This is a genomic window from Brassicibacter thermophilus, assembly GCF_055378355.1.
Genome location: NZ_AP042446.1, coordinates 2,136,502 through 2,159,993, shown reverse-complemented (window position 1 = coordinate 2,159,993; position 23,492 = coordinate 2,136,502). Strand labels below are relative to the sequence as shown.

The 23,492-nt window shown below is 30.0% G+C and carries 16 protein-coding genes, 1 tRNA gene, 1 rRNA gene and 1 other annotated feature; of the genes, 17 read left to right on the top strand and 1 reads right to left on the bottom strand.

Features of this window, described 5'->3' with window-relative positions; genetic code table 11:
* The first annotated feature begins 26 nt into the window (after nt 1-26).
* The 11 genes from pheS (at nt 27) to ACZ41D_RS10340 (ending at nt 15,183) form a co-directional block, all read left to right on the top strand.
* On the top strand, nt 27-1,049 hold the full coding sequence (gene pheS, locus ACZ41D_RS10390; RefSeq protein WP_464151344.1) for a phenylalanine--tRNA ligase subunit alpha: 1,023 nt from the start codon (nt 27-29) through the stop codon (nt 1,047-1,049).
* A 15-nt stretch (nt 1,050-1,064) separates the two neighbouring features.
* Nucleotides 1,065-3,461 (top strand): phenylalanine--tRNA ligase subunit beta, encoded by a 2,397-nt coding sequence (gene pheT / locus ACZ41D_RS10385; RefSeq protein WP_464151343.1) that lies wholly within the window; start codon nt 1,065-1,067, stop codon nt 3,459-3,461.
* Between the two features lie 158 nt (nt 3,462-3,619).
* Nucleotides 3,620-4,162, top strand: coding sequence for a cell division protein ZapA (locus ACZ41D_RS10380; protein ID WP_464151342.1), 543 nt, complete (start codon nt 3,620-3,622; stop codon nt 4,160-4,162).
* Between the two features lie 58 nt (nt 4,163-4,220).
* Nucleotides 4,221-6,683, top strand: a complete 2,463-nt coding sequence (locus tag ACZ41D_RS10375; protein ID WP_464151341.1) for a U32 family peptidase — start codon at nt 4,221-4,223, stop codon at nt 6,681-6,683.
* A 27-nt stretch (nt 6,684-6,710) separates the two neighbouring features.
* Nucleotides 6,711-9,089 (top strand): endonuclease MutS2, encoded by a 2,379-nt coding sequence (locus ACZ41D_RS10370; RefSeq protein ID WP_464151340.1) that lies wholly within the window; start codon nt 6,711-6,713, stop codon nt 9,087-9,089.
* A 13-nt stretch (nt 9,090-9,102) separates the two neighbouring features.
* Entirely contained in the window at nt 9,103-9,552 is a 450-nt protein-coding gene (locus ACZ41D_RS10365) for a 2-thiouracil desulfurase family protein (RefSeq protein ID WP_464151339.1), read from the top strand.
* Nucleotides 9,552-10,151 (top strand): GerMN domain-containing protein, encoded by a 600-nt coding sequence (locus tag ACZ41D_RS10360; RefSeq protein ID WP_464151338.1) that lies wholly within the window; start codon nt 9,552-9,554, stop codon nt 10,149-10,151. Before ACZ41D_RS10365 ends, ACZ41D_RS10360 begins: the two co-directional genes overlap by 1 nt.
* A 201-nt stretch (nt 10,152-10,352) precedes the next feature.
* Nucleotides 10,353-11,048, top strand: a complete 696-nt coding sequence (locus ACZ41D_RS10355) for a protease complex subunit PrcB family protein (protein WP_464151337.1) — start codon at nt 10,353-10,355, stop codon at nt 11,046-11,048.
* A gap of 133 nt (nt 11,049-11,181) precedes the next feature.
* Nucleotides 11,182-11,393, top strand: a binding site (T-box leader).
* A gap of 51 nt (nt 11,394-11,444) precedes the next feature.
* A complete protein-coding gene (gene argS / locus ACZ41D_RS10350) occupies nt 11,445-13,145 on the top strand; it encodes an arginine--tRNA ligase (RefSeq protein ID WP_464151336.1) in 1,701 nt (566 codons plus the stop codon).
* A 270-nt stretch (nt 13,146-13,415) separates the two neighbouring features.
* On the top strand, nt 13,416-14,060 hold the full coding sequence (locus ACZ41D_RS10345) for a lytic transglycosylase domain-containing protein (RefSeq protein ID WP_464151335.1): 645 nt from the start codon (nt 13,416-13,418) through the stop codon (nt 14,058-14,060).
* Nucleotides 14,061-14,172: 112 nt separating this feature from the next.
* Entirely contained in the window at nt 14,173-15,183 is a 1,011-nt protein-coding gene (locus ACZ41D_RS10340; protein ID WP_464151334.1) for a hypothetical protein, read from the top strand.
* Here the strand turns inward: ACZ41D_RS10340 and ACZ41D_RS10335 are convergent.
* Nucleotides 15,156-15,365 carry a hypothetical protein gene (locus tag ACZ41D_RS10335; protein WP_464151333.1) on the bottom strand — a complete coding sequence of 70 codons (210 nt, stop codon included), beginning with the start codon at nt 15,363-15,365 and terminating at the stop codon, nt 15,156-15,158. The genes ACZ41D_RS10340 and ACZ41D_RS10335 overlap by 28 nt on opposite strands.
* 392 nt (nt 15,366-15,757) lie before the next feature.
* Between ACZ41D_RS10335 and ACZ41D_RS10330 the strand changes: the two genes are divergently transcribed.
* From ACZ41D_RS10330 to ACZ41D_RS10305, 6 genes are all read left to right on the top strand, one after another.
* A complete protein-coding gene (locus ACZ41D_RS10330; protein ID WP_464151332.1) occupies nt 15,758-17,557 on the top strand; it encodes a B12-binding domain-containing radical SAM protein in 1,800 nt (599 codons plus the stop codon).
* Complete coding sequence (locus tag ACZ41D_RS10325; RefSeq protein ID WP_464151331.1) at nt 17,544-18,302, top strand: hypothetical protein; 759 nt, start codon at nt 17,544-17,546, stop codon at nt 18,300-18,302. The genes ACZ41D_RS10330 and ACZ41D_RS10325 overlap by 14 nt, the downstream gene beginning before the upstream one ends.
* A 14-nt stretch (nt 18,303-18,316) precedes the next feature.
* The gene (locus ACZ41D_RS10320; protein ID WP_464151330.1) at nt 18,317-19,462 is read left to right on the top strand and encodes a tetratricopeptide repeat protein; all 1,146 of its coding nucleotides are present in this window, start codon (nt 18,317-18,319) and stop codon (nt 19,460-19,462) included.
* Nucleotides 19,463-19,644: 182 nt separating this feature from the next.
* A complete protein-coding gene (locus tag ACZ41D_RS10315; RefSeq protein WP_464150702.1) occupies nt 19,645-21,126 on the top strand; it encodes an ISLre2 family transposase in 1,482 nt (493 codons plus the stop codon).
* 584 nt (nt 21,127-21,710) lie between these two features.
* Nucleotides 21,711-23,241: ribosomal RNA gene (locus ACZ41D_RS10310) — 16S ribosomal RNA — on the top strand.
* Between the two features lie 91 nt (nt 23,242-23,332).
* Nucleotides 23,333-23,408, top strand: a tRNA-Ala gene (locus tag ACZ41D_RS10305).
* The last annotated feature ends 84 nt before the right edge of the window (nt 23,409-23,492 follow it).

The window sequence follows — 23,492 nt, the reverse complement described above, 5'->3', positions numbered from 1 at the left end:
ACTATAGAGAAAGGAGTGTATTTAACATGAAAGAAAAGTTAAGAAAAATAAAAGAAAAAACATTAATAGAGATTAACAAGGTTTCTACTTTAGAAGAATTAGATCAGCTAAGAGTAAGAGTTTTAGGAAAGAAAGGAGAATTAACAGAGGTTTTAAGAGGAATGGGGAGTGTGGCAAAAGAAGAAAGGCCAATTATTGGGAAAATAGCTAATGAGGTAAGAGAAACAATAGAAAAAGAACTAGAAAATGTAAAAGGAAAGCTTCAAGAAAAGATGTTAGAAAAGAAGTTAGAAAGTGAAAAAATTGATATTTCTATTCCTGGAAAACGTAAGATTTTAGGTCATAGTCATCCACTTATATCAGTTATGGAGGAATTAGAAAATTTATTTTTAAGCATGGGATTTTCAGTAGTAGAAGGGCCAGAAATAGAAACTGTTGAAAATAATTTTGACGCATTAAATTCTCCTGAAAACCATCCTTCTAGGGATTTATCAGATACATTTTATATAACTGAAAGTATCTTGTTAAGAACACATACTTCTCCTGTTCAAATTAGGGTAATGAAGCAAAACAAACCTCCTTTGAGAATTGTATCTGCTGGTAGGACATTTAGATTTGATGATGTAGATGATACACATTCTCCAATGTTCCATCAACTAGAGGGACTTGTAGTAGATAAAAATATTTCAATGGCTAATCTTAAGCATACAATTGATACTTTTGTTAAAAATTTATTTGGTAGTCAAATGAAAACTAGGTTTAGACCACATTATTTTCCATTTACTGAACCAAGTGCAGAAGTTGATGTTTCCTGTCCTAATTGTATGGGTAAAGGATGTGAAGTGTGCCATGATACTGGTTGGAGCATGGAACTATTAGGATGTGGAATGGTTCATCCTAAAGTATTAGAAAACTGTGGTATTGATCCAGAGGTTTATAGTGGTTTTGCTTTTGGATTAGGAGTGGATAGAATCGCTATGGTTAAATATGGAATTGATAATATAAGATTATTATTTGAAAATGATATGAGATTTTTAAATCAGTTTTGATAAAGGAGGAATATTATGCTAGTGCCAGTTAAGTGGTTAAAAGAATATGTAGATATTGATATTGATTCAAGGGAATTAGCAGATAAACTTACTATGTCTGGGTCACATGTTGATTCAATTTATAAAATGGATAAAGGGATAAAAAAAGTTGTTGTAGGTAAAATAACTAATATTGTAAAACATCCTAATGCTGATAAGCTAGTTATTACTACAGTTGATGTTGGAGAAGAAATGTTACAAATCGTAACAGGAGCTTCAAATATAAAAATTGGAGATTATGTACCAGTAGCACTTATAGGGGCTAGGTTGCCTGGTGGTATTAAGATAAAGAAGGGGAAACTCAGAGGAGAAGAATCATTAGGGATGCTTTGCTCTGCAAAAGAGCTAGGGATACCGGATAATGTTATACCTAAGGAAGCTAAGGATGGTATTTTTATATTAGATAAAGAATATCCATTAGGACAAGATATTAGGGATATTTTAGGATTGTGTGGTGAAGTAATAGAGTTTGAAATAACTCCAAATAGGCCAGATTGTTTAAGTATGATTGGAATGGCTAGGGAAACTGCTGCTACATTAAATAAAAAATTGAAATATCCAAAAGTTGAAATTAAAAGTCAAGAAGATGACATACTTCAGTATTTGAATGGCGTTGAAGTAATAGATAAGGATTTATGTAAGAGGTATTATGCAAAAGTAGTAAAGGATATCAAGATCAAACCTTCACCATTGTGGCTTCAAATGAGGTTAATTGAAGCAGGAGTAAGGCCTATTAACAATATTGTGGATATAACTAATTATGTAATGCTTGAATATGGGCAACCTCTTCATGCTTTTGATTTAGATAAGGTTGATGATAAAATTATTATTGTTAGAAGAGCAAAGACAGGAGAGGATATAACTACACTTGATGGTGTCAAAAGGCAATTAAGCGATAATGATTTAGTAATAGCTGACAGTAACAAACCTATAGGTATTGCAGGTGTTATGGGAGGGTTGGAATCAGAAATAACTAATGATACAAGTGTTATACTTGTAGAATCCGCAAATTTTGATGGACGTAGTGTGAGATTAACTTCTAAAAGAGTTGGTCTTAGAACTGAGGCATCTTCTAGATTTGAAAAGAATCTCGACCCTAATATTGCTGAAATAGCTTGCAATAGAGTTTGTCAGCTTATAGAAGAAGTTGGAGCTGGTACAGTTGTTAAAGGTTATGTAGATAAATATTATGATAAGACAGTAGAAAAAGTAGTTGAATTGAGGATTGAAAGAGTAAAGCAGTTATTAGGAATTGATATTGAAAAAGAAAAAATGATAGCTATATTGAATAGCCTCGAATTAAAATCTGAATTAAATGGGGATAAGATTAAAATAAATATTCCTTCATACAGAGGAGATTTAGAACTAGAGGCCGATATTATTGAAGAGATTGGAAGAATATATAATTTTGAAAAAATAGAACCACAGCCATTAAAAGGCAGCTTAACAAGAGGTGAAAAGTCTACTGCTAGAGTTATTAAGGATAAAGCAAAGAGTGTATTATTAGCTTTAGGATTAAATGAAGTGACTACATATTCATTTATTAGTCCTAAGGCATATGATAAAATAAAATTGCCAGAAGAAAGCATAAAGAGAAAATATGTCAAGCTTATTAATCCATTAGGGGAAGATTACAGTGTTATGAGAACAACTCTTATTCCAAATATGCTTGAAGTACTTTCAAGGAACTTTAATTATGGAGTGGATAAGGCTTATGCTTTCGAAATAGGAAACGTATTTATACCGAAAGAAATACCTGTAAAAACACTTCCATATGAGAATAAAACTCTTTGTATTGGTATGTATGGAGAAATTGACTTTTTTGATATTAAGGGTATACTAGAAGAATTATTTAGTAGAATGGGAATAAATAGTTATGACTTTTATAGGGAGATAAATCATAATACATTTCATCCAGGAAGATGTGCTAATGTGATTTTATCTAACCGTTTAGTAGGTATAGTTGGAGAAGTACATCCAGAGGTATTAAAGAACTATGGAATTAAGCAAAGAGTATATGTAGCAGAAATAAACTTTGAGGAAATAATTTTGGCTGCTAATTTTGAAAGAAAATACAAACCACTACCCAAATATCCTGCAATTGATAGAGATTTAGCTATAGTGATTGATGATGAGATATTGGTTGGTGATTTGGAAAAAATAATTTGGGAGAATGGTAATGGATTAGTGGATAAAGTTGATTTATTTGATGTATATGTTGGCAAACAGATACCTAAAGGCAAAAAAAGTGTAGCTTTTTCAATTTCATATCGTTCGATGGAAAAAACTTTAACTGATGATGAAGTTTCAAAAGTTCATGATAAGATTATATCTAAACTAAAAGATAAATTTAATGCAGTATTAAGGAGCTAAGTGAGTATTACTCATTTAGCTTTTTTTAGCTAAATTAGAGAAATAAAATAAATATTTGACTATGAATTATTAACTTTCCAATATTTTATGCAGGAAATAGATGAGATTAGAAGAATACATTATATTAACAAAGGGAATATATTAAGGAGAGGATAGCTATGACAAAGCAAAATAAGGTTATAGTTAAGATAAATGGTCAAGATTTTACTGTTGTTGGTGATGAAAGTGAAGAGTATATAAAAAATATAGCAAATTATGTTGATGAAAATATAGGAGAGCTAATTGAGAAAAATAACAAATTAAGTAAATCAATGGCTGCTATCCTAGCAGCTTTTAATATTGCAGATAAGTATTTTAAAAGTTCAAGGGAATTAGAACAGTTAAAAACAGATATAGTAGGTCCGCTTAAAGAGTATGAAAAAGCAAAAAAAGAACTAGAAGAATTAAAAAAATCTTTTCAAGAAATTAAAAGTGAATACGAAAAATGCAAGTTTGATTTAAATAAGATAAAAAAATTAAATGAGAGCAAGGATGCAAAAATAAAACAATATGAACAAGCATTGCAGTTAAAAGAAAAAGAGCTAGAAAACGCGCAAAAAATAATAAATGATCTTCAAGACAAATTATTTGAAAACCAGCTAGAACTTATAAATACTAAGAAAGAGCTTGAGGAAACGCTAAAAACAATAGAAGATATTTAATAAAGAGAATAGGCACTTTTACAATTTTGCTGAATTTTTAGGAGGATGAATAGAGCTAATGGAAAAAATTGAGTTACTTTCACCAGTTGGTAGTATAGAAGCCCTTTATGCAGCAGTAGAAAATGGTGCAGATGCAGTATATTTAGGAGGAAAGCTTTTTAATGCTAGGCAGTATGCCTCAAATTTTAGTAATGATGAGCTTAAAGATGTAATTAAATATGCTCATTTAAATAATGTAAGAGTTTATGTTACCGTAAATACGTTGCTTGATGACAAAGAAATCGAGAAGGCAATGGAATACATTGTTTTTCTTTATAATATTAATGTAGATGCAATAATTGTTCAAGATTTAGGATTGGCATGCCTAACGTCTTCTTTATTAAAAGATTTTGAAATTCATGCTAGTACTCAAATGACCATAAATAATTATTATGGAGCTAAGTTTTTAGAAGACTTAGGCTTTAAAAGAGTGGTTCTTGCTAGAGAACTTTCTTTGGATGAAATAAAGCAAATAAAAAACAAGACTGAAATAGAGTTAGAAGTGTTTATACATGGTGCACTATGTATATGTTATTCAGGACAATGTTTAATGAGCAGCATTATAGGAGGAAGAAGTGGTAATAGAGGTAGATGTGCACAACCTTGTAGAATGCCTTATTCAATCATAATGAAAGATAATGGGCAAACAATAAAAGGGTTTGAAAAAAAATATCTTTTAAGTCCTAAAGATTTAAATACTATAGATTACTTAGATAGTATAGTAGATGCAGGCATTTCCTCATTAAAGATAGAAGGAAGGATGAAAAGGCCTGAGTATGTAGCTATAGTTGTTTCTAAATATAAGAAAGCATTAGATATTATGAATGCAAAAAACAATAAATTAAAAATAAGTGACCGAGATAGAAGAGAAATAGCTCAAATATTTAATCGAAATTTTACAAAAGGGTACATGTTTGGTGACTTTGGGAAAAAACTTATATCATTTGATAAACCAAATAATAGGGGAATTTATATAGGCAAAATTAAAAAAATTAAAGGAAATAGCATGTATGCATTATTAGAATATAGTTTAAATAAAGGAGATGGTATTGAATTTATTAATGGCACAGGTCAAAATATTGGTTATTTAGTTGAACATGATATTGCATCAGATAATAATTTAAATAAATATGCACTCGTTAGATTTCCAAAGATTAAGGGTGTTAGGAAAGACGCATTGATATATAAAACTTCTGATGTTAAACTTTTAGAAAAAGCTCAAAATTCATATCAGGCAAGAGGAAAAAACATAAAATTAGGGTTATCTTTAGAAGTATTTATAAGGATAGGAAGTCCAGTTCAAATACATGCTTATGATGATGAAAATCAAGTAACTATATGCAGTGATGAAATAGTTGAAGCAGGTTTAAATGTCGTGTTAACTAAAGATAAGATAATAAAGCAAATGAACAAATTAGGTAATACTCCTTATTTTTTAGAAAAAATAGACATCGACTTACAAGAGGGTTCTATGGTTTCTATTTCTGTTTTAAATGATGTAAGGAGAAGAGTGGTTAAAAGTTTAATAGAAAAAAGGATTAGTATAAAGGGAAGGGAAAAAATTGATACTAATATAATTAAGAGTCAGATGAATCAAATATTTTTACAAAAAGATAATGTAAAGAAAGACTTTGCAAGAAAATTGAGCATAAAGGTAGAAAATCATTATCAATTTAATAAGTTAGACATGAAAAAAGTTGATAGAGTATATTTAAATTTTTCACAGAACATACAAGAGTGTATAAAAAAAGCTCATGATAATGGGGTAGAGGTATATTTTGCGACTGATAAAATTATTTCAAATAATGAATTTGAAAGCATTGAGAATGTTTTAAATGAGATAGGAGTTGAGAATATTGAAGGCATGAGTGTCTCAAATCTTGGGACACTTAAATTTGCTGTTGAAAAATATGAAGGACTTAAGATACATTGTGATATCGGTTTAAATATCTTTAATAAATATTCAGCATATTTTCTTAAAAACTACGGTGTTGAAAGTATGACTTTGTCGCCTGAATTAAAACTTTCGCAAATTAGAGAGATATGCAGTAATTCGATGGGTGAGTTTGAAGTTATTGGATATGGCAAATTGCCTTTAATGGTCAGTAGATATTGCCCATTATCTCTTGTTAAAGGGTGTGAAGATGATAAGTTTTGTGAAAAATGTGAGTTGAAAGAGGGTTTTGCATTAAAGGATAGGAAAGGTATGATATTTGATTTGGTAAGAAAAAAAGGAATTACTACTATATATAATAATCAGCCTATATTTGTTTTAGACTATCTTGAAGATATTTATAGTAGTGGAATAAGCATGATAAGAATGGATTTTACTACAGAAAAAAATGGTATAAGAGAACTTCAAAATATTTATTTTAATTATGCAAAAGGTAAAATTAATTATAAAAAAGCAAAAGAATTTACAACCTATTATAAGGAAAATCATAATATCACTAAAGGGCATTTTTTTAGAGGTGTATTATGATTTAACCTTGTTAAAAGGAGTGATAAAATGAACGAAAAGACTTTGAGAGTTTTAGAATATGATAAGATCATTAAAAAGCTTGTAGACAAAGCAGAGTCATCTCTTGGTATGGAGCTTGCTAAAAAGCTTATGCCAGTTACAGATATTAATTTGGTACAAAAATTACAAGATGAAACAGACGAAGCAGTATCATTGTTAATTAAGAGAGGAAGTCCTCCATTAGGTGGAATACATGATATATCTAGTGAAATTAAAAGAGCTGAAATAGGTGCTATGCTTGCTCCAGGGGAATTATTGAGGATTGCTGATACACTAAGAGCTTCTAGGCAGATGAAGGGATTTTTAAAGCAAGCTAAAGAAGATAAAAACTCTAGTTATCCTATACTAGGAGATTTGATATCAGGATTGAGAGTTTTCAAAGATGTAGAAGATAGTATATTTTATGCTATAGTTAGTGATGAAGAAATATCAGATAATGCTAGTTCTAGTTTAAGAAATATTAGAAGACAAATTAGTCAAAAAAATGAGGCTATTAGAAGTAAACTTAATTCTATAATCAATTCTCCAACAAATAGAAAATATCTTCAAGATGCAATAATTACTATAAGAGAAGGTAGATATGTAGTTCCTGTTAAACAAGAAAACAAATCGAGTTTTCCTGGATTAGTTCACGACCAGTCATCAAGTGGTGCTACTCTTTTTATTGAACCAATGGCTATAGTTAACTTAAATAATGATTTGAAGGAATTAAAAATAAAGGAAAAACAGGAAATAGAAAGAATATTAATAGAGTTAACTAATCTTGTATCAGCTGTTAGTGTTGATATAAGAAACAATGTTAATATACTAGCTAAGATTGATTTTATTTTTGCAAAAGCAAAATTGGCTTTAGAAATGAAAGGAGTAAAGCCATTACTTAATGATAAAGGTTATATTAAAATAAAAAATGGAAGACATCCTTTACTAGATCCTAAAATTGTTGTACCAATAAACGTTAGTCTAGGTAAAGATTTTGACACACTAATAATAACTGGACCTAATACTGGAGGTAAAACAGTATCATTGAAAACAGTAGGTTTATTAACCCTGATGGCACAATCAGGAATTCAAGTTCCTGCCGATTACGGGACTGAAATGGCAGTATATGATAATGTATTTGCAGATATAGGGGATGAACAGAGCATAGAACAGAGTTTAAGTACATTTTCATCTCATATGACTAATATTGTTAATATATTAAATAATGTTAAAAAAAACATGCTTGTTTTGCTAGATGAGTTAGGTGCAGGCACAGATCCTACTGAAGGTGCTGCTTTAGCTATGTCGGTGCTTAATTATTTACATGAAAATGGAGTAAAGACTATTGCTACTACGCATTATAGTGAACTTAAAGTTTATGCTTTGACTACTGAAGGCATTGAAAATGCGTCAGTAGAATTTGATGTTGACTCGTTAAGTCCTACTTATAGATTGATGATTGGGGTTCCTGGTAAATCAAATGCATTTGAAATATCTAAAAGGTTAGGACTTCAGGAACATATAATTAAAAGCGCGCAAAATCTTCTATCAAAAGAAAATATAGAATTTGAAGATGTTTTAGCAACTATAGAAAAAGATAGACGAATAAGTGAGAAGAATAAGGAAGAGTCAGAGAGACTTAAATTAGAGCTTAATAAACTTAAAAAGGAATTAGAAGAGAAAGAGAAAAAAATAGAAAATACTAGACAAAGGATAATTAGGGAAGCAAAAATAGAGGCAAATAGAATATTGAAAGATGCAAAACAAGAGACGGAAGAAATAATAAAAGAGCTAAAAGAGATTTCAGTTGAAATTGAAAAAGAGAAAAATAAAAGGATTCAAGAAGCAAAAGATAGATTAAAGAGCAAATTAGACAATGTTCAAAAAGAACTTACTGAAGATGTTCTTAAAAAAACTAATAAGAATCCGCCAAAAAATCTTAAACTAGGAGAAACTGTTAAAGTCTTAACCCTTGGGCAAACTGGTAATATTATTTCTCTTCCAGATGATAACGGCAATGTAACTGTTCAAATTGGAATAATGAAAGTAAATGTAGCTGTTTCATCTTTAGAAAGAATGAGCAAAGATGAGAAGGAGAAAAGTAAAACTATTACTAAAAATATAATTAAGTCAAAAGCTAAAGGGATAAAAAATGAAATAGATTTAAGAGGTAAAAATTTAGAAGAAGCTATATTAGATTTAGATAAATATTTGGATGATGCATATATTGCTGGATTAGAACAGGTATATATAATTCATGGTAAAGGTACTGGAGTATTGAGAAATGGAATAGGGCAGTTATTAAAAAAGCATAAACATATTAAATCATATAGACTAGGTAAATATGGAGAAGGTGGAGATGGAGTTACTGTAGCTCAGTTAAAATAAGGAGGGGTAGCTTATGTATATTGTAAGTGCTTGTCTAGCAGGAATTAATTGTAGATACGACGGTAAGAATAATTTAGATAAACGAATATTAAAATTAGTGAAAAAAGGGAAGGCAATTCTTGTATGCCCCGAACAATTAGGTGGTTTAACTACACCTAGAGATCCTAGTGAAATCATTGTTGAAAATGGCATTATGAAGGTTAAGAGTATTAATAATAAGGATGTAACCGAAAATTTTGAAAGAGGTGCTATGGAAGTATTAAAACTGGCTAAAGAAATTGGAGCAAACAAAGCCATACTGAAATCTAGAAGTCCTTCTTGTGGTTGTGGCGTGATTTACGATGGAACATTTAGTGGGAAACTTATACAAGGAAATGGTGTAACAGCTAAAATGCTTATCGAAAATGGAATAAAGGTTTTAACTGAAGAAGATTTAAACGATGGTAATGAGGGGGAATTATAATGAAATTAAAGATGACTAGTTTAATTTTATGTATTGTTTTGATTTTTACACTTTCTGCATGTGATAAGGAAAAAGAAGAACTAGATAATGTTGATGTGATTGATGAAGAAGAATCTACTGCCAACAATCAAAATAATGATGATAGTGAAGATTTAATAAATGAAAAGACGAGGGATATACAATATGCAATTTATTTAAAAAATAAAGATTTACCTATTCTATTAGCTGAGATGTATAGTATCAGCTCTGATGACATAAAGTTAAAAGATAAAACTATTGAAGAAGTTGCATTAGAAGAATTATTTAATTTTCAACAATACGAAGGGTATGTATCTCCAATTCCTAAAGGGACAAAAGTGATTAGCTTAGAAAAAGAAGGAGATACTGTTTATGTAGACCTTTCGAAAGAGTTTAAGGATGGGTTGAAGGACAAAAGTGAAACAGATATAGCTGTTGCATCTATAGTTAACACTTTAACTTTTTTTCAAGGCAATGAATACGTAGTTATAAAAATTGAAGGGGAAAAAGTGGACAAGTTAAATAATATAGATTTAAGTGGTAAATTATCGTTTGTTGAAACTTATATTCCTAGCAAATAATATATATAAAATTCTTTTGTTTCGGTACTTAAGTACTGTTTTGCATAAATTATTAGAGTGTACTTAAATAAGTTACGATAAAACTTATATTTTAATGTATGATAATTTAAGTATGGCTACTTACATTATGCAATTATTCAATAGGAATAATGTATATTTACAGTACTAATCATAAAGAATAATTAGAGAGAGGAGGATTATATGTACAAAAAAATATTTGGAGTAGTATTAGTTATCACTATTATTTTCACTTTGGCAGCATGTGAAAAAGATAATAACAAATACAAAATGGGAGATCTTCAATATGAAATTATATCACCTGAGGATATAGAAAATGAAAATTTGGTAAATTGGTATAATAATAATTTTAAGACATATGGAATACATGTATCAAATGAAAACTACGATGGAAAAAAATATATTATAGTTAGTGCTGGAGAAAAAAATACTGGAGGATATTCAGTAAAAATAGATTCAGTAGTTGGGGAAGAAAATATAATACGCATTAATGCTACTGTGAACCCACCAGAGTCAGGTCAATCCGTTATACAGGCTATTACTTATCCAAACGTATTATTAGCAATAGATGATGATGGAAGAGATATTGAACTTGGCACTTTCAATGTTGGAACAGATGACAAAGCTTTTGAAGATAATAGCAAAGTTGAAAAGAAAGATACAGTTGAGAAAGTAGGTAAATATGTTGGGAGAATTGATAATAACTCAGTAGAAATAATTATTGATGATGAGCCTTTAAGCTTTCGTTTAAATGATGAAATAAAACAAAAGCTTGATAATGAAGAGATAAAAGATGGAGAAGATGTTGTTGTAGTTTACTATAAAAATGAGTATGATCAGCTTGTTTTAGAAAGTATGAATAAAGCAATAAGCGATTAATTAAGTGTATAATTATTTTGGAGTTAAAATTTATAATTGTTAGAATTAGTATTGAGGTTGTAGACCAAAGATATTATAAAATATACTTGATTGTAAAAAAATAATATGGTAAAATTTTATAACAAAAGAAGAGCTAAAATCTATGAAGGAGAGAGTAAAGTATAATATGTTTTATAGCGAACAGGGGATGGTGTAAGCCTTGTAAACATTTATACTTGAAAAGAGCTCTGGAGATGTTGTCTGAAATAATAGTAGGATTAAACGTAAAACTGCGTTAAAGTTTTGAGTGGGTATATTATATTATACCAATTAGAGTGGCAACACGGGTAAACCCTCGTCTCTTTATTGAGATTAGGGTTTTTACTTATTTATAAGGATACATAAGGAGGATATAAAATGATAGATTTTAAAGGAAAAATTTGTGAACTTATAACAAATAATGTAGATACATTATCTAAAGAGGAGGTAAGTGATCTTATTGAGATTCCTCCAAGTTATGATATGGGAGATTATGCAATGCCATGTTTTAAGTTGGCCAAGATATTTAGAAAAGCTCCTAATATTATAGCTGAGGAAATAGTTAAGAAAATTAGTGAAAATGAATATTTTGAAAAAATTGAAAATGTAGGGCCATATGTAAATTTCTTTATAAACAAAAAAGTCCTTGCTGAAACTGTATTAAATGAAGTTTTAGAGAAAGGGCAAATGTATGGAAGTTCAAATTTAGGAGAAGGCAAAAATGTCATAGTTGAGTTTTCATCACCAAATATCGCAAAGCCTTTTCACATTGGGCATATAAGAACTACTGTTATTGGAAATGCACTATATAGGATATATAAGTTTTTAGGTTACAATGCTATAGCTATAAATCATTTAGGAGATTATGGTACTCAATTTGGAAAGTTAATAGTAGCTTTTAAAAGATGGGGAGATAAAGCTGTAGTCGAAGAAAATCCTATTCCTGAATTATTAAAGCTTTATGTTAAGTTTCACGAGGAAGCAGAAAAAGAACCTAATTTAGATGATGAAGCTAGAAACTGGTTTAAAAAACTAGAAGACGGAGATAATGAAGCTAAAGAGTTATGGCAATGGATTAGGGATGTTAGCCTAAAGGAGTTTAATCGTGTATATGATATGCTAGGAATTAAATTTGATTCTTATGCTGGAGAGAGCTTTTATTCTGATAAGATGCCAGAGGTAATTGATATTTTACATGAAAAAGGATTATTAAAAGAATCAGAAGGAGCTGAAATAGTAGATTTAGAACCTTTTGGTATGCCTCCAGCACTTATCAAAAAAAGTGACGGTTCAACGCTATATATAACTAGAGATATTGCTGCAGCTATATATAGGAAAAGAAAATATAATTTTTACAAAAATATTTATGTAGTTGCTTCACAGCAAAATCTTCATTTCAAACAATTAAAAAAGGTTATACAGCTTATGGGGTATGATTGGGCTGATGATTGTGTTCATGTTCCATTTGGAATGGTTAGTTTAGAGAATGGTACTTTAGCTACAAGAAAAGGTAGGGTAGTATTCTTAGAAGATGTATTAAATAAGGCTATTGAAAAGACAAAAGAGATTATATTAGAAAGAAACCCAAATCTGGAAGATAAAGACAAAGTAACAAAGCAAGTTGGAATAGGTGCAGTAATATTTCAGGAATTGTCAAATAGTAGGATAAAAGATTATGTTTTTTCTTGGGAACGAACTTTAAGCTTTGAAGGAGAAACAGGCCCATATGTACAATATAGTTATGCAAGAGCAAATAGTGTAATAAACAAAGCAAATATTGAGATTGATGGGGATGTTGATTATTCCTTGTTGACAAATGATGAATCTGTTGAGGTAATAAGGTTAATTCAAGGGTTGCCAAGAGTTATAATTGATGCTATGGAGAAAAACGAGCCATCTTTTATAACAAGACATATTACTGACATAGCTCAGGCTTTTAATAAATTTTATCATGAGTGTCCAATAATTGTTGAAGACGAAAAGGTTAAGAAAGCGAGATTGTTATTAGTATATGCTACAATGACAACTTTAAAAATTGGATTAAATTTATTAGGCATAGAAACTCCGGAAAAAATGTAATTATTATAATAAATGATATAGATAAAAGAGCAAGGTGTATATATACACCTTGCTCTTTTATTATCCTAATAGAATTGTAGAGAATTTTAAATAATACTTTATTTTAAATAAAAATGCTCTTCTCAAATCTAGGCATTTGTAGTGTTATAAAAAATATAAATTTGGACATGCTTACCATATAAGGTCTAGTTACGTTAATGTAACAATATTGACTTGTATAACCATAATTTATATAATAGTTCTTGTGCAAAAATTGAGAGGAGTGAAAAAATGGAAAAAAATTTTTTAATTTATCTAATTCTAGCGATTATTGTCATTTTTAGCAGCACAGTATATGGAATTATGGTAAATCAAGATGAATATAAAGAAATAAATTTAAGTAGTATCAACGATATGAAGGTGATTGGCTCTATTGATTTAGGCAAGCTTGAAGATAAAAGTACAGAAATAGATTTTATAATGAAAGAAACTGGATTAGATAAAGACGAAAGTGAATATCTTATAGAAAAAGCAAAGGAAAAGAATTTAGATTTATTTCTTCTTATGGGAATAATGAAGGTTGAGAGCAATTTCAATAAAAAATTAGTTGGTAGTCATGGAGAAAGAGGACTAGGGCAAATAATGGATGGAACAGCAAGAATCCTTGCGAATAACCTAAATTTAGATTATAGCCCTGATATGTTATTTGATGCAAAATACAATATAAATCTTTTTACAACTCACCTAGCTTATTTAATGGATGTATTTAATAATGATATACATAAAGCTTTAACAGCTTATAATAGAGGTGAAGGTGGATTGAAAAAGTATATTGCGTCTAGGGGAGGATATAGAAATCCAGCTGCTAGTACATACTCTAATAGGGTAATCGAATATAGAAATATGTATGCAGAATTGTATCATAAAGAAAATTAAAATTAATTTTTGGAAATAGCTGAAGTATAATAAATTGTATTAAGCTATTTCCTTTTTAAATATCTAATATTTTGATATACTAAATATAATAAATGTTAGGAGTGTAATTTGAGTGGAAAAAAAGATAAGAGATTTTATATTAAATGGATGTAATGCTAGTGTAAAGAATGATAGTCAGTATACATATGAAGTAGAAACTATGATATTTACTGCAAAATCTTTATTGCCATGCTTAGAAGACGTTGGTAATAGAATAGATTATTTTAGATTTAATGAGGAATTAAAATTATGGTTTTATTATAGAAATGGAGGAAATAGAAATTTAATTAATTTTTATAATTGGTGTAATGATGTTTATTGGGGAGAGGACGATAGTATATATAGCAGATTGGTTCCTATTGTATTTGCTAACGAAAAATGGGATATAGTTGTTGATGAAGTAATTAAAAATATATTATTTACGACTGGGAATATATCTTGTTTGTTTGAAGGAATAGCTTTGGCAAAATTGTTATCTTTAGTGTTAAATGATTCTGATTTTAATGATATTAAATTAAAACTGAAAGAAGAGATAATAAATTTTTCACAGGTGAACTATATTAACACATATAAAGATTATTACAAAGATAGAATAGATAATTATCCTGGAAACTATAGAGTTCATTTTGAGAAAGAAAGGATAAACTTATTAAATATATTGAATTCACAATCTTTTATAGCAAGTAAGTATAGAATTCTTAGAAGTTGTTTAAATATGTTAGATCATGGAATATCAAAAGAAAATAAAGTTCAAAATTTTTTCATATTTGGGTTTAAAGGACTACTAGGTGAAATTAATGATAAAAATAAAATTCACAATGATGTTTTTTTAAAAAATTTAGCAGGATATTTATATAAACTTAGAAAAGGTAAGATACATCCATCAAATTTGAAGATAGATAAATATATTTTACCAGATATTTTTAGTTTTAAAACTGGAGATAAGTTTTTTCATAGCTTATTAAATAATTGTAAAGTAATAAATAGAATGGATAGTAAAGATAAAATTGTTATATACGTGAAATCTAAATCAGGAATATATAAATTTAAAAGCCCTCAGGAAATTGAGGACTTTTCTAAATAACTTAAAAACTCTTTTTCGCTATTTGCACCAGAAAGTTCACTTAATTCTTTAATAATGTTGTCTTTTAATATTAAGAAGTCATTAATATTTGTATTTTTTCCCGTATATTCAAGTGCTTCAATAATCATAAGCATATCTTTTTTTGATATTTCAAAAATCGATATTTTTTCAAATTCTTGCATTCTATTATTCTCCTTCCTTTACTACAAATGATATTTAATGTCCTATTAAATTATATTTCGATGTAAAAATCAAAATACCTTTAAGAAACCATATATTTCAACAAAAAATATACACGAATTAATAAATTATACTTTAGTGAAAATTTTTAATTAATTCTACTAAAATATAAAGCAGATATGTACCAAATAGTATTACAATATGTACTAAAATATTATAATGTCTATACAAGGATTAAACTTGTGTTATAATATACCCATAAGAAAAATTGACTTTCCCTTTTTTGTTATTCAAGTACATTTTGGTATAAAAGTTTTAAAATTAGTATTGTCATTGAATTTACTTACTTATACCATTAAAAATATATCAATAAAAAAAAGGTAGGCATATAAATATGAAAATTTTATTAACTACATTAAATTCAAAATTTATTCATTCATCTTTATCTATAAGGTATTTAGAAAGTTATTGTCAAGATTGCGATTTGGATATTTTGACTATGGAATTTACTATAAATCAAAAGGATGACTATATTACTGGAGAGATTTATAAGCAGAACCCTGATATAGTAGCTTTTTCATGTTATATTTGGAATTTAAATGAGACTATGAACATTTGTCAACGACTTAAACTTATCAAGCCAGCTGTAAAAATAATTCTTGGAGGGCCTGAAGTATCTTTTGACAGTGAAAAAATACTTGAGAAGAATTGGTTTATAGATTTTATAGTATATGGTGAAGGTGAAGTAACTTTTAAAGAGTTAATTAACGCATTGAAAGATAAAAATAATGATTTTAGTAATATCAAAGGTATAGTATATAGAAATAAAAACATAATAAAGAAAAATGAACCTAGAGAACCTATAAAGAATTTAGATGTAATACCATCCCCTTTTAAAAAAAATTTATCACAATTTAAAAATAAAATCGTTTATTATGAGGCTTCAAGGGGTTGCCCTTTTAATTGTCAATTTTGTCTTTCTTCGACTATTAAAGGATTGACTTTTTTTTCATTAGAAAGGGTGAAAGAAGATTTAGACAATCTCATAAATGCAAAGGTAAAACAAGTAAAATTTGTTGATAGGACTTTTAATGCTAATAAAAATGTTGCTATGAATATTATGAAATATATAGTGAAAAAAAATGTTAAGGGAATAAATTTTCATTTTGAAATTAATGCTCATTTAATGGACAAAGAAATGTTACAGTTTTTAAAAAATGTTCCTGAAGGATTATTTCAATTTGAGATAGGTGTACAAACTACTAATTTAGATGTTCTAAATGAAATACAAAGAGATACTAATCTAAAAAAATTAAAAGAAATCGTAAAAGAGCTTCATAGTTATAGGAACATTCATTTACACTTAGATTTAATTGCAGGTCTACCATTAGAAGATTACGAGAGTTTTAAAAAGTCATTTAACGATATATATGACTTAAAACCTGATAAACTTCAACTTGGCTTTCTTAAACTTTTAAAAGGTTCAGGTCTTAGAATAAACAGTGCTAAATACGGATATAAGTATATAGATAGACCACCTTATGAGGTGCTAGAAAACAATTATATAACTTATTCTGAAATTCTCAGATTGAAGACAATTGAGGATTTGGTAGAAAAATATTGGAATAATGGAGGATTTTCACACTCCCTTAACTTTATAATAGAAAACCATTATAATAGTGCTTTTGATTTTTATGAGGATTTTAGTATATATTGGGAAGAAAATGAATTCCATAGATTGTCTCATAGTAGAGAAGCTCTTTACAGTATTTTATATGATTTTTATAGCAATTTAGATAAAAATAACATTTGTATATTTAGGGAACTAATGAGATTTGACTATATTCTTTTTCACAAGAATCCGGCTATACCTAGTTATCTTATAAATAAGAATATTATTGACAAAAAATATAAGCATGCTTTACTAAAAAATACTAGAATTTTAAATTGTTATTTAACTGACTATAAAAACAGTCCAACAAAAAAGATTTTAAATCAAATTTATATGGATTCATTTTCTTTTGATATTTTGTCTTTTATTAAAGGTGATTACTTAGCAGAAAATATGATTGACAAAGAAAAGAGAATTTTGTTATTTGTTTATAATGATGAAAAAGTATTGAATAATGTGGATTTTTATGATATAACACAAGAATTCGATGAATTGAGGAGTGATGATATTGGACATAATTAATGATTTAGTTTATATAAATAAAAGTACTGGTAAGAAAGCGGCAAAATTGTTTGTTAAAAACTGGGGGTTTATTTTTACTGGTATAGTATATATGATGATTAATATTGGGCTAATATGGATTGTTTCAATATTATTTAGAGGAGTATTAAGTATATTTGCTGGGTTAGCTATTGCTATAGCTATGAGTGCTATAATTTCAAGTTACTTATACTTATTAAACAGTATTGTGAAAAGAGGAAAATTTTCTTTAGCTGATTTTAAAGAAGGTTTTGGTGTCTATTTGTGGAAAATATATGGAATTTTGTTCATTGCATGGGTTGTAAGTTTTTTATATGATAGAATTTTATACCCAGTTATAGGAGCTGCATTACCACTTGAAATTGATTTAATAATTTCCCTTTTAGTTTTTATAATATTTAATGCTTTACCTGAATCTATTTATCTAAAGCATTATTCATCGTGGGAAACAATATTATATGCTTTTAACTTTATAAGAGAAAATTGGTTAGAGTGGTTATTACCTAACATATTATTTTCGATAGCTATATATTTTATTACTGGTAAATTTATTAATAGTTATTTTTCATTAAGTATTAATTTTATTATTCCCCAATCAGGGTTACTAAAATATATAATATCTCAAGTGTTGCTTTCTTATGCCATGATTTATAGGGGTATATTATTTGAACTTTTGAGTACTAGTACTAGAAGAAAAAGAAAATACATGCGAGATTTATATAAATAAGGCAGGTGAATAGGATGAAAAGTATAAGTGAATATTTTAAAGATAAGACTAAAAACTTATCTTTTATAGAGATAAAACCAAACTCATATATAGACATAAATGGTTACAAAGTTGATAATAAAGTACCTCTTCCTATAGTGATAGACGAATTAGTAGAAGAAATAAAAACTGGTAATGTAAATGAAGAAATTAAAATATCTTCAATAGTAAATGGAATGATATATACCATAGGGGTTGACCCTGAATTTGTGTATAATGATATTTATAAAGAAATATTATTAAAATACGACGAAAAAATTGAAAGTTATATATTGTTTAGTGCTATTAAATTTTTGAAAAATGGTAAATTAGATGATGGATTGATATATTTAAGGGCTTTAGTAAATATAAACCCAAAAAATGAAAAAGCACTTTATAACTATTCTTTGGCTCTTGAAGAGAAAGGAAAAAGACTTTATGACGTAGGTATGAAACAAAAAGGAGATATTTTTTTAAATGAATCAAGACAGATATTAGAGGAGATTACAAATATTAATCCTAAATATGCTTTGGCGTACTATAATTTAGGTTTTTATTATAGAAATAGTAAACAGTTTAAGAAATGCCAGCTTACTTGGCAAAAGTATATGCAATTAGGTGATGATCCAAGTAAAATTGAAGAAATAAGACAAAATCTTTTACTTATTGATGATTGTGTACAGTATGAAGAAGGATACAATGCTGTATTAAACGGTGATCCTTTAGAAGGACTTAAAAAGCTTTTACCTTTATTGGAGAGATATAATGATTGGTGGAATTTATATTTTATGATAGGACTTGCTTATAGATTTCTTGATAATTATAAAAAAGCTAAAGAATACTATAATAAAGTGCTTGAATTAAATGCTGATCAAATTGACACTTTGAATGAAATTGGTATATGTGAAGCTAATCTGGGGAAATTTAATGAAGCTATAGAATATTTTAATAAAGCTCTTCAAAAAAGGCCAAATGATTGTGAAATAATGTGTAATAGGGGAATGACATATATTAAAATGGGAGATATTAAAAGTGGAGAAAAGGATATAGAATGTGCTTATAAGCTAAATCCGAAAGATAAAATTATTATATCTTGCAAAACTTATTTAGATCAAGTCAAAAAGAAGGCAAAGAAGGCATAGTTACTATATCTTTTATTTTTCATTATAGTTTTTCACAAAAAAATAAAATTTATTGTACTTAGAGTATAATTTTAGTAGGCAAAAACAACAAAAATGAAAAAGATGCCCGAAAGCACCTTTAACATATATGAATCATCCAATATAATAGTAATTAATAAGAAAACTATAAAAGGGATGATTACATGTATAATATAAGTTTAGATGAAAAAGAAATTAATTTCAAGAACTTAGAGAAAATTATATATAAGCTTGTATGCCGACAGGCATGTGAAATGCTCGTAGAGCTATTAGAAAAATTAGATAATAAATTAATGAAAGAAAGAGATAAAGAAGAATATAGAAATAAAGGATTAAAGAAAACTACCATAAAAACAATAATGGGCGAAATTGAATATAAACGTAGAATATATCAATATACTACACAAGAGGGTAAAAGAGGTTACAAATGCCTTTTAGATGAATACTTAAAAATGGAAACCATAGGACATATATCTACAAATCTAGTAGAAAAAATAGTAGATCTAGCAACAGATGAATCATATAGAAAAACAGCAAATAAAATAACAGAAATGACAAACCAAAGTATAAGTCATTCAGCAGCTTGGAACATAATACAAAACTTAGGAGAACAACTAAAACAAAAAGAAAAACACGAAATAAAATTAAACAACGAAGAAAAATTACAAGGCAAAAAAGAAACAAAAATATTGTTTGAAGAAATGGATGGAGTGTGGATAAATATCCAAGGTAAAGATAAAAAGACTAAGGGAAAAGAGAAAAAAGAACTAAAATTAGGAATTTTTTATGAAGGCTGGGAGAAGAAGCATGAGAAAAAAGATAGATATGTACTAAAGAACAAAAAAGCATATGCAAGCTTTGGAAGTAGTAAAGAATTTAGAAAACTAAGACAAGCCAAAATAGCGAAACAATATAATACTGACGAAATAGAAACAAAAATAGTAAATGGAGATGGAGCAAACTGGATAAAAGAAGTTATAAAAGAAGACAATTCACACTTTCAATTAGATCCATTTCATAGAAATCAAGCAGTACTTAAGAACATAGAAGATAAGAAAAAGGCAAAAGAAATAATAAAGAAACTAAGCAATGGTAACATAGAAGAAGGATTAGAAATGATAACAAAACTAATGATAGAAAACAATGATAATCAAAAGAAAATGAAGAAATTACAGGCACTATATAATTACCTAGTAAACAACAAAGAAGGGATAGTGCTCTACAAACTTCGCCCAGACATAAATATGCCGCAACCACCAGAAGGAATTAAATATAGAAATCTAGGAACAATGGAACATAGCATATGTGATATATTAGCACAAAGGATGAAAGGGAATAAAACAAGTTGGTCAATACAAGGAGCCAGTAACTTAGCCAAGATACTAGCAGAAAAAGCAAGCAAAGAATTAGCAACAACAATAAAATCACTACTGAACAAAGAAATAAAAGAAGAAAAGCTTGAAGAAATAATAGAAAAAGTAGGATTAACAGCAGCAGAAGTAAATAAAAAGCCAAAGAAAAGCAAGATATACAAACACAAAAGAGCAAGCATGCCATTTAGTCAATGTTCAGTAACTAACGGAAGAAAAGCCATAAAGGACATGTTAGGTTGCAAATGTGCAAGTCAAATGAACCTAAGTTTTTAATATCTAATATATTATATAACTTAAAAGAATAAGCTAACATACGATACCTATGCTCTAATATAAGCCTAAAAAAATACAACATAATAGAGCATTAATACTGATGAATAAATAGAATTAGACCTAAAAATAGGGCTCTCAGACTTATTGTTATTCTATAATCATAAGTCTAGTATTATAGAATAACAATTTTGAAATCATTGTAAAGTATATGTAAATTTATTTTTAAAATTGTAGAAAGTATAAATAGAATACTCTTGCCCTATCGGGCATAAAAACATAATTAAAACAGCAAAATTGGATGATTAAATTTAAAAATAATAATTTTGCCAACTTTTACTTGACAGTATCTTTATTGTAAAAATGTGTTGACAAAAGGATAAAAAACTGGTATAGTTTTAAGAGTCGGCACGAGGAGTTCACAAGAAAAGATGAAAATAATTTAAAGAAAAAGATAAAAAGTGCTTGACAAGAAAAAGAAAGTATGGTATATTAAAAAAGTCGCTAAAATTGAACATTGAAAACTAAACAGTACAGAACCTGTTAATTCTGAAGAGTAAAAGCTTAGGCTATTAGATAAAATTTTTTAATGCGAGAGTTTGATCCTGGCTCAGGACAAACGCTGGCGGCGTGCCTAACACATGCAAGTCGAACGAAGCTTTAATTAGGAAGTCTTCGGATGGAATAGTTAAAGCTTAGTGGCGGACGGGTGAGTAACGCGTGGGAAACCTGCCCTATACTGGGGGATAGCCTCGGGAAACCGGGATTAATACCCCATGAAACTCTAATACCGCATGGTATGTGAGTCAAAGTGTTAGCGGTATAGGATGGTCCCGCGTCCCATTAGCTAGTTGGTGAGGTAACGGCTCACCAAGGCGACGATGGGTAGCCGGCCTGAGAGGGTGAACGGCCACACTGGAACTGAGACACGGTCCAGACTCCTACGGGAGGCAGCAGTGGGGAATATTGCACAATGGGGGAAACCCTGATGCAGCGACGCCGCGTGAGCGATGAAGGCCTTCGGGTCGTAAAGCTCTGTCCTAAGGGAAGATAATGACGGTACCTTAGGAGGAAGCCCCGGCTAACTACGTGCCAGCAGCCGCGGTAATACGTAGGGGGCGAGCGTTGTCCGGAATTACTGGGCGTAAAGGGTGCGTAGGCGGTCATGTAAGTCAGATGTGAAAGCCCTCGGCTTAACCGAGGTAAGCATTTGAAACTGCATAACTTGAGTGCAGGAGAGGAGAGTGGAATTCCTAGTGTAGCGGTGAAATGCGTAGATATTAGGAAGAATACCAGTGGCGAAGGCGACTCTCTGGACTGTAACTGACGCTGAGGCACGAAAGCGTGGGGAGCGAACAGGATTAGATACCCTGGTAGTCCACGCCGTAAACGATGAGTGCTAGGTGTTGGGGGAGACATCCTTCAGTGCCGCAGTTAACACAATAAGCACTCCGCCTGGGGAGTACGGTCGCAAGACTGAAACTCAAAGGAATTGACGGGGGCCCGCACAAGCAGCGGAGCATGTGGTTTAATTCGACGCAACGCGAAGAACCTTACCAGGGCTTGACATCCCTCGGACCGTCCTAGAGATAGGACTTTCCCTTCGGGGACTGAGGTGACAGGTGGTGCATGGTTGTCGTCAGCTCGTGTCGTGAGATGTTGGGTTAAGTCCCGCAACGAGCGCAACCCTTGTCTTTAGTTGCCATCAGGTAATGCTGGGCACTCTAGAGAGACTGCCGGTGACAAACCGGAGGAAGGTGGGGATGACGTCAAATCATCATGCCCTTTATGTCCTGGGCTACACACGTGCTACAATGGCCGGTACAACGGGCTGCGAGCTCGTAAGAGTGAGCGAATCCCAATAAGCCGGTCCCAGTTCGGATTGTGGGCTGCAACTCGCCCACATGAAGTCGGAGTTGCTAGTAATCGCGAATCAGCATGTCGCGGTGAATGCGTTCCCGGGCCTTGTACACACCGCCCGTCACACCATGGGAGTCGGTAATACCCGAAGCCAGTGAGCTAACCTTTTGGGGGCAGCTGTCGAAGGTAGGACCGATGACTGGGGTGAAGTCGTAACAAGGTAGCCGTATCGGAAGGTGCGGCTGGATCACCTCCTTTCTAAGGAGTAACACTTTAATTTAGACTATTTAGGGTTCTGTACTGTTTTGTTTTGAGTGTCCAATAAAATAGGATTGGGCAATCATTTCGTGGGGGTGTAGCTCAGTTGGGAGAGCACCTGCCTTGCAAGCAGGGGGTCAGGAGTTCGAATCTCCTCATCTCCACCATTGCACCTTGAAAATTGCACAGTGAATATAGTAAGTACTAGATACATGGATAGATACTAGCAATTTAATTGCTGGTAACTACTA

What these genes read in the sequence shown, in the direction of transcription:
- pheS (WP_464151344.1), top strand. Translation starts at nt 27, where the DNA reads ATGAAAGAAAAGTTAAGAAAAATAAAAGAAAAAACATTAATAGAGATT.
- pheT (WP_464151343.1), top strand. Translation starts at nt 1,065, where the DNA reads ATGCTAGTGCCAGTTAAGTGGTTAAAAGAATATGTAGATATTGATATT.
- ACZ41D_RS10380 (WP_464151342.1), top strand. Translation starts at nt 3,620, where the DNA reads ATGACAAAGCAAAATAAGGTTATAGTTAAGATAAATGGTCAAGATTTT.
- ACZ41D_RS10375 (WP_464151341.1), top strand. Translation starts at nt 4,221, where the DNA reads ATGGAAAAAATTGAGTTACTTTCACCAGTTGGTAGTATAGAAGCCCTT.
- ACZ41D_RS10370 (WP_464151340.1), top strand. Translation starts at nt 6,711, where the DNA reads ATGAACGAAAAGACTTTGAGAGTTTTAGAATATGATAAGATCATTAAA.
- ACZ41D_RS10365 (WP_464151339.1), top strand. Translation starts at nt 9,103, where the DNA reads ATGTATATTGTAAGTGCTTGTCTAGCAGGAATTAATTGTAGATACGAC.
- ACZ41D_RS10360 (WP_464151338.1), top strand. Translation starts at nt 9,552, where the DNA reads ATGAAATTAAAGATGACTAGTTTAATTTTATGTATTGTTTTGATTTTT.
- ACZ41D_RS10355 (WP_464151337.1), top strand. Translation starts at nt 10,353, where the DNA reads ATGTACAAAAAAATATTTGGAGTAGTATTAGTTATCACTATTATTTTC.
- argS (WP_464151336.1), top strand. Translation starts at nt 11,445, where the DNA reads ATGATAGATTTTAAAGGAAAAATTTGTGAACTTATAACAAATAATGTA.
- ACZ41D_RS10345 (WP_464151335.1), top strand. Translation starts at nt 13,416, where the DNA reads ATGGAAAAAAATTTTTTAATTTATCTAATTCTAGCGATTATTGTCATT.
- ACZ41D_RS10335 (WP_464151333.1), bottom strand. Translation starts at nt 15,365, where the DNA reads ATGCAAGAATTTGAAAAAATATCGATTTTTGAAATATCAAAAAAAGAT.
- ACZ41D_RS10330 (WP_464151332.1), top strand. Translation starts at nt 15,758, where the DNA reads ATGAAAATTTTATTAACTACATTAAATTCAAAATTTATTCATTCATCT.
- ACZ41D_RS10320 (WP_464151330.1), top strand. Translation starts at nt 18,317, where the DNA reads ATGAAAAGTATAAGTGAATATTTTAAAGATAAGACTAAAAACTTATCT.
- ACZ41D_RS10315 (WP_464150702.1), top strand. Translation starts at nt 19,645, where the DNA reads ATGTATAATATAAGTTTAGATGAAAAAGAAATTAATTTCAAGAACTTA.